Annotated in this window: 3 protein-coding genes; 1 reads left to right on the plus strand and 2 read right to left on the minus strand. The window is 66.3% G+C overall.

Annotation, left to right across the window (positions count from 1 at the left end):
* The coding region (gene glgB, locus A9X01_RS14525; protein ID WP_065121452.1) for a 1,4-alpha-glucan branching protein GlgB at positions 1 to 1,961 on the minus strand (1,961 nt) is incomplete at its 3' end.
* Between the two features lie 6 nt (positions 1,962 to 1,967).
* Complete coding sequence (locus A9X01_RS14530; RefSeq protein WP_065121453.1) at positions 1,968 to 4,076, minus strand: alpha-1,4-glucan--maltose-1-phosphate maltosyltransferase; 2,109 nt, start codon at positions 4,074 to 4,076, stop codon at positions 1,968 to 1,970.
* Positions 4,077 to 4,383: 307 nt separating this feature from the next.
* Here A9X01_RS14530 and glgP point away from each other — a divergent pair.
* Positions 4,384 to 6,458 (plus strand): alpha-glucan family phosphorylase (gene glgP / locus A9X01_RS14535; protein ID WP_065121454.1); only part of this gene is annotated, 2,075 nt, incomplete at its 3' end.

A 6,458-nucleotide genomic window follows, 5' to 3' on the forward strand; every position in this document is an offset into this window, starting at 1 on the left:
GAACCGTCGCTGCCATACCGCAGGAAGCTGAGCACGTTGTTGGCGGAGTCGTTGGCATCGATCCAGGAATAGCCCTCGGGGGTGGTGTCCTGGCTCCACAACGCCGGGTGGCTGACGTAGATCCCATTGATGTCACGCACCAACCGCAGGACACCGTTGGAAAAACCTTGCTCGTCAAGCTGCCACCAGTCCAGGCCGCGTTCCTCGGACCATTCGGCACGCTGGCCGAATTCCTGTCCCATGAACAGCAATTGCTTGCCGGGGTGGGCCCACTGGTAGGCCAGCAGGTTGCGCAGCCCGGCCGCCTTGGTGTGGTTGTCACCCGGCATCCGGCCCCACAGGGTGCCCTTGCCGTGCACCACCTCGTCGTGGCTGAGCGGCAGCACATAGTTCTCGCTGAACGCATACAGCAGCGAAAAGGTCATCTCGTGGTGGTGATAGTTGCGATAGATCGGATCACGGCTGAGGTAGTCCAGCGTGTCGTGCATCCAGCCCATGTTCCATTTCATCGAAAAGCCCAGGCCGCCAAGGTTGGTGGGCCTTGTCACGCCGGGCCAGGACGTCGATTCCTCGGCGATGGTGACAATGCCGGGCGCTGCCTTGTGTGCCGTGGCGTTCATCTCCTGCAGGAACTGCACGGCCTCCAGGTTCTCCCGGCCGCCGTAGATGTTGGGTGTCCAACCGCCTTCGGGGCGTGAGTAGTCCAGGTAGAGCATCGATGCGACCGCGTCCACCCGCAGGCCGTCGATGTGGAATTCCTCCAGCCAGTACAAGGCGTTGGCCACCAGGAAATTGCGCACCTCCGGTCGACCGAAGTCGAAAACGTATGTGCCCCAGTCCAGCTGCTCACCGCGCTTGGGGTCGGAATGCTCGTAGAGCGGGGTGCCGTCGAATCGCCCCAGCGCCCAGGCGTCCTTGGGGAAGTGGGCGGGCACCCAGTCGACGATCACCCCGATGCCGGCCTGGTGCAGCGCGTCCACCACGGCGCGGAACTCGTCGGGTGTGCCGAATCGCGACGACGGCGCATAGTACGACGTGACCTGGTAGCCCCAGGATCCCCCGAACGGGTGCTCGGCGACGGGCAGCAACTCGACGTGCGTGAACCCTTGCTCCACAACATATTCGGTCAGCTCCCGAGCGAGCTGCAGATAGCTCAGTCCGGGACGCCAGGAGCCGAGGTGGACTTCGAGGGTACTCATCGGCTCGAACACCGGGTTACGGCTGGGGCGCTGCGTCATCCAGTCGTCGTCGCTCCAGGTGTAGTCGCTGACCGTCACCCGCGACGCCGTCTGAGGAGGCACTTCGGTGCCGAACGCGAACGGGTCGGCACGATCGGACACCACGCCGTCGGCACCATGCACCCGGAACTTGTACAGGCCGTTGACCGGAAAGTCCGGCCAGAACAATTCCCAGACACCCGACGAGCCAAGGACGCGCATCGGGGCGTCGTTGCCCGTCCACCCGTTGAACTCGCCGATCAGGCTGACGCCCTTGGCGTTGGGCGCCCATACCGCGAACGACACCCCGTTGACCACGCCGTCGGGCGTGGTGAACGAACGGGGGTGGGCACCAAGGACTTCCCAGAGTCTTTCGTGGCGGCCTTCGGCGAACAGATGGAGGTCCACCTCGCCCAGTGTGGGCAGGAACCGGTAGGGGTCGGCGACGACATGCGGCCCGGAACCCTCGTAGGTCACCTCGAGCCGATAGTCGACCAGGTCCACAAACGGAAGCGCGACGGCGAACAGTCCGGAATCGATGTGCTGCAGGGGATATCGGTCGTCACCGACCAGCGCCACGACGCTGGTCGCGTGGGGACGGAACGCCCGGACGACGGTGTGGTCGCCGTACTCGTGGGCGCCCAGAATGCCGTGCGGATTGTGATGTGCACCCGCGGCCAGCGTGGCGACCTCGACAGGGTCGGGTGCCAGATGAGCGCTGGTCAATTGATCGGCTTTATTCATTTTCCCTCACCTCCTGCGCAGCAGCCTGACGCGGGACTCGTCGGGTATGAGCGGCATGTTGACGATGTGGGCGACTGCGCGCCCCGGGTCGATGCGGATGTAATTGCTCTGCCCCCATTGGTATTCCTCACCGGTGATCTCATCGCGCACCCAGAACCGCTCGTAGGGCTCCCTGCCCAGCGCCTCCATGTCCAGCCACAACGTCGCCTCTTCAGGCCCGAATGCATTGATCGTCACGACCACCAGAACGCAGTCTCCGGTGGCCGGGTCGAACTTGCTGTACGCCATCAACGCGTCGTTGTCGATGTTGTGGAAGTGAATGTTGCGCAATTGCTGCAGTGCCGGGTGCAGCCGGCGAATTTCGTTGAGCCGCTTGATGAACGGCTCCAGTGACCGTCCGTCGGCCAGCGCGCCCGCGAAATCGCGGGGGCGCAGTTCGTACTTCTCGGAGTCCAGGTACTCCTCGCTACCCTCCCGCACCGCGCGGTGTTCGAACAGCTCGTACCCGGAGTACACCCCCCAGGCCGGGCTCATGGTGGCCGCCAGCACGGCGCGGATGGCGAACATGCCCGGGCCGTGATGCTGCAGCACCTCATGCAGGATGTCCGGGGTGTTGACGAAGAGGTTCGGTGTGCGGAAGTCGGCGAGCCGGGCGATGTCGTTGCCGAATTCGGTCAGCTCCCATTTGGCCGTGCGCCAGGTGAAGTAACTGTAGGACTGCGTGAAGCCCAGCTTGGCCAGCCCGTACTGGCGAGCCGGCGGGGTGAAGGCCTCCGAGAGGAACAGCACGTCGGGATGAACGGCTTTCACCTGAGCGATCAACCAGGCCCAGAAGTTCGGCGGCTTGGTGTGCGGGTTGTCCACCCGAAAGAACTTGACGCCGTGGTCAACCCAGTGCAGCACCACCCGCAGCACCTCGTCGTAGAGGCCCGCGGGGTCGTTGTCGAAGTTGAGTGGATAGATGTCCTGGTACTTCTTCGGCGGATTCTCCGCGTAGGCGATGGTGCCGTCGGGCAGCTCGGTGAACCAGTTGCGGTGGTCGCGGGCCCAGGGATGGTCCGGCGCGCACTGCAGCGCCAGGTCCAGTGCCACCTCCAGGCCCAGCTCGCGGGCGGCGGCGACGAAGTCGTCGAAGTCGTCGATCGTGCCCAGGCTCGGGTGGACGGCGTCATGGCCGCCGTCGGCGCTGCCGATCGCCCACGGCGATCCGACGTCACCAGGGGATGCAGTCGGATTGTTGTTGCGACCCTTGCGGTGTACCTCGCCGATCGGATGGATGGGCGGCAGATACACCACGTCGAAGCCCATGTCGGCGATCCGCGGCAGCGCGGCCGCGGCGGTGGCGAAGGTGCCGTGCACCGGGTTCCCGTCGTCGTCCCAGCCGCCGGTGGACCGCGGGAACATCTCGTACCACGAGCCGAACCGGGCCAGCGGCCGGTCCACCCACACGCCGTACTGTTCGCCCCGCGTGACCAGCTCCCGCAGCGGGAACTGGTCGAGCAGTTCCTCAACTTCCGGGCTCAGCGCCGGCGCGGTGCGCGTCAGCGGATCACCCGGGGTGCGCAGCGCCGTCGCGGCTTCGAGCAGCGGGTGGCGCAGTTGACGCGGCACGCCGGTGGCGGCGCGTTCGAACAGCGCGGCCCCAACCAGTAAGTCGTTGGAGAGTTCGTTCTCCCCTTGGCCCGCATCGAGCTTGGCGATCACCCCGTGGCGCCAACTGTGAATGGGGTCGCCCCAACCGTCGACGCGAAACGTCCACAGGCCGGCCCGGTCCGGGGTGAACTGTCCGTGGAAAACGTAGGGCTCCAGACCCTCCGTCATCGGCAACTGCAACGGCTTGATGCGTTGCTCGGCTGCTTGGTCGGCCCTGACTGAATCCGGCCGGCCGGCCAGTTCGGACTCGGCGGGCTGCACCGCCTTGAGCTTGCGCACCTCGGCGCCCTGGGGGTAGCGCGTCCCCAGGAACCGCACCACCAGCGTGGCGGCCACGGCCTCGTGGCCTTCGCGCCAGACCGCTGCTCGGACCGGAATTACCTCACCGACCACCGCTTTCGCGGGATACGTACCGCAGGAGACAACGGGCTGAACGTCATCTATCTCGACACGACCGGGCACCGAATCACTCCATTTCGATTCCCGGCTCCTCAGCGGTCCGCAACCGCGGGCCGCCTTGTCGCCGGGGGATTTCGATTCCCGATTCCGTTGCGGTCCGCATCGTCATCGGGGTTTCCTAGGCTTCTCACCCCAACCGGCTCCGCTGGCGTCATCGGGGTGTTCGTTCGTTAGGTCGTTGTCTGCTCGCCTCCGTGCGCCCCATACCCACCCTAGTGTCCGGCTACACCGGGGGCGCCAAAAAGCCGTCTCCCTAAGGGGTCGCTGTGGAACCCTGCACGCAGCGAAAACCGCAGTAACGTAGACGTGCGTGAAGGCCCTTCGTCGCTTTAACGTCCGTGCCCACCTTCCCGACCGTCTCGCCGCCCTGGACCAACTGTCGACGAACCTGCGCTGGTCCTGGGAGAAACCCACGCAAGACCTCTTCGCGAGCATCGACCCGGAATTGTGGTCCAACTGCGGCAAGGACCCGGTGGCGGTGCTCGGCGCCGTCAAACCCGCGCGCCTGGACGAGCTGGCGATGGACGAGGACTTCCTGCGGCGCCTCGACGAACTCGCGGCCGATCTGAACGACTATCTGACCCGTCCGCTGTGGTATCAGCAGCAGGAGGCCGCGGGCGTCGCGATGCCCACCGGGATTGCGTACTTCTCGATGGAGTTCGGCATCGCCGAGGTGTTGCCCAACTACTCCGGCGGACTGGGAATCCTGGCCGGCGACCATCTGAAGGCCGCATCCGATCTCGGGCTGCCGTTGATCGCCGTGGGCCTGTACTACCGCTCGGGATATTTCCGCCAGTCGCTGACCGCCGACGGCTGGCAGCAGGAGACGTACCCCTCGCTGGACCCGCAGGGCCTGCCGTTGCGCCTGCTCACCGACGGCGTCGGCGACCCGGTGCTGGTCGAGCTGGCGCTGCCGGACTCGGCCCGGCTGCGGGCGCGCGTCTGGGTTGCGCAGGTGGGTCGGGTGCCATTGCTGCTGCTGGACTCCGATGTCCCGGAGAACGAACACGAGCTGCGCAGCGTCACCGACCGCCTCTACGGCGGAGACCAAGAACACCGCATCAAGCAGGAGATCCTCGCCGGCATCGGTGGGGTGCGGGCGATCCGGGCGTTCACCACCCTCGAGGGGCGCCCGGCGCCCGAGGTGTTCCACATGAACGAGGGCCACGCCGGTTTCCTCGGCGCCGAACGCATCCGCGAACTGGTCACCGAGGCAGGCCTGGACTACGACACCGCGTTGACGGTGGTGCGATCGAGCACTGTGTTCACCACCCACACCCCGGTGCCCGCGGGGATCGATCGCTTCCCGGTGGAGATGGTGCAGCGCTACTTCGACGACGAGGGCGCCAGCGTCGCCACCCTGCTGCCCGGTGTCCCCACCGAACGGATCCTCGCCCTGGGCGCCGAGGACGACCCGACCAAGTTCAACATGGCCCACATGGGGCTGCGGTTGGCGCAGCGGGCCAACGGTGTCTCGCTGCTGCACGGCCGGGTGAGCCGGGTGATGTTCAACGAGTTGTGGCAGGGCTTCGACCCCGAGGAGGTGCCGATCGGGTCGATCACCAACGGTGTGCACGCGCGCACCTGGGCGGCGCCGCAGTGGCTGCAGCTGGGCCGCGAGTTGGCCGGATCCGACTCGTTCAGCGAGCCGGCCGTGTGGCTGCGACTGCAACAGGTCGATCCGGGACACCTGTGGTGGATTCGCTCGCAGTTGCGGGCCCTGCTGGTCGAGGACGTGCGGGCCCGGCTACACCGGTCGTGGCTGGAACGTGGCGCGTCGGAAGCCGAATTAGGTTGGATCAAAACGGCTTTCGACCCCAACGTGCTCACCATCGGGTTCGCCCGACGGGTGCCGACGTACAAGCGCCTGACCCTGATGCTGCGCGACCCGGAGCGGCTGGAGCGGTTGCTGCTCGACCCGGAACGGCCCATTCAGCTGATCGTCGCCGGTAAGTCACACCCGGCCGACGACGGCGGGAAAGCGTTGATCCAGCAGGTCGTGCGGTTCGCCGACCGGCCCGAGGTGCGCCACCGCATCGCCTTCCTGCCCGACTACGACATGTCCATGGCCCGGCTGCTCTATTGGGGCTGCGACGTCTGGCTGAACAACCCGCTGCGGCCGTTGGAAGCGTGCGGCACATCGGGAATGAAGAGCGCGCTCAATGGCGGCCTGAACTTGTCCATCCGCGACGGTTGGTGGGACGAGTGGTACGACGGCGAGAACGGGTGGGAGATCCCTTCGGCCGACGGTGTCGCCGACGACAACCGCCGCGACGACCTGGAGGCCAACGGGTTGTACAGCCTGTTGGAGCAGGCGGTGGCCCCGAAGTTCTACGAGCGTGACGAGCAGGGCGTGCCGCCGCGCTGGATCGAGATGGTGCGACA

This window comes from Mycobacterium asiaticum, from assembly GCF_001668675.1.
Lineage (GTDB): Bacteria > Actinomycetota > Actinomycetes > Mycobacteriales > Mycobacteriaceae > Mycobacterium > Mycobacterium asiaticum_D.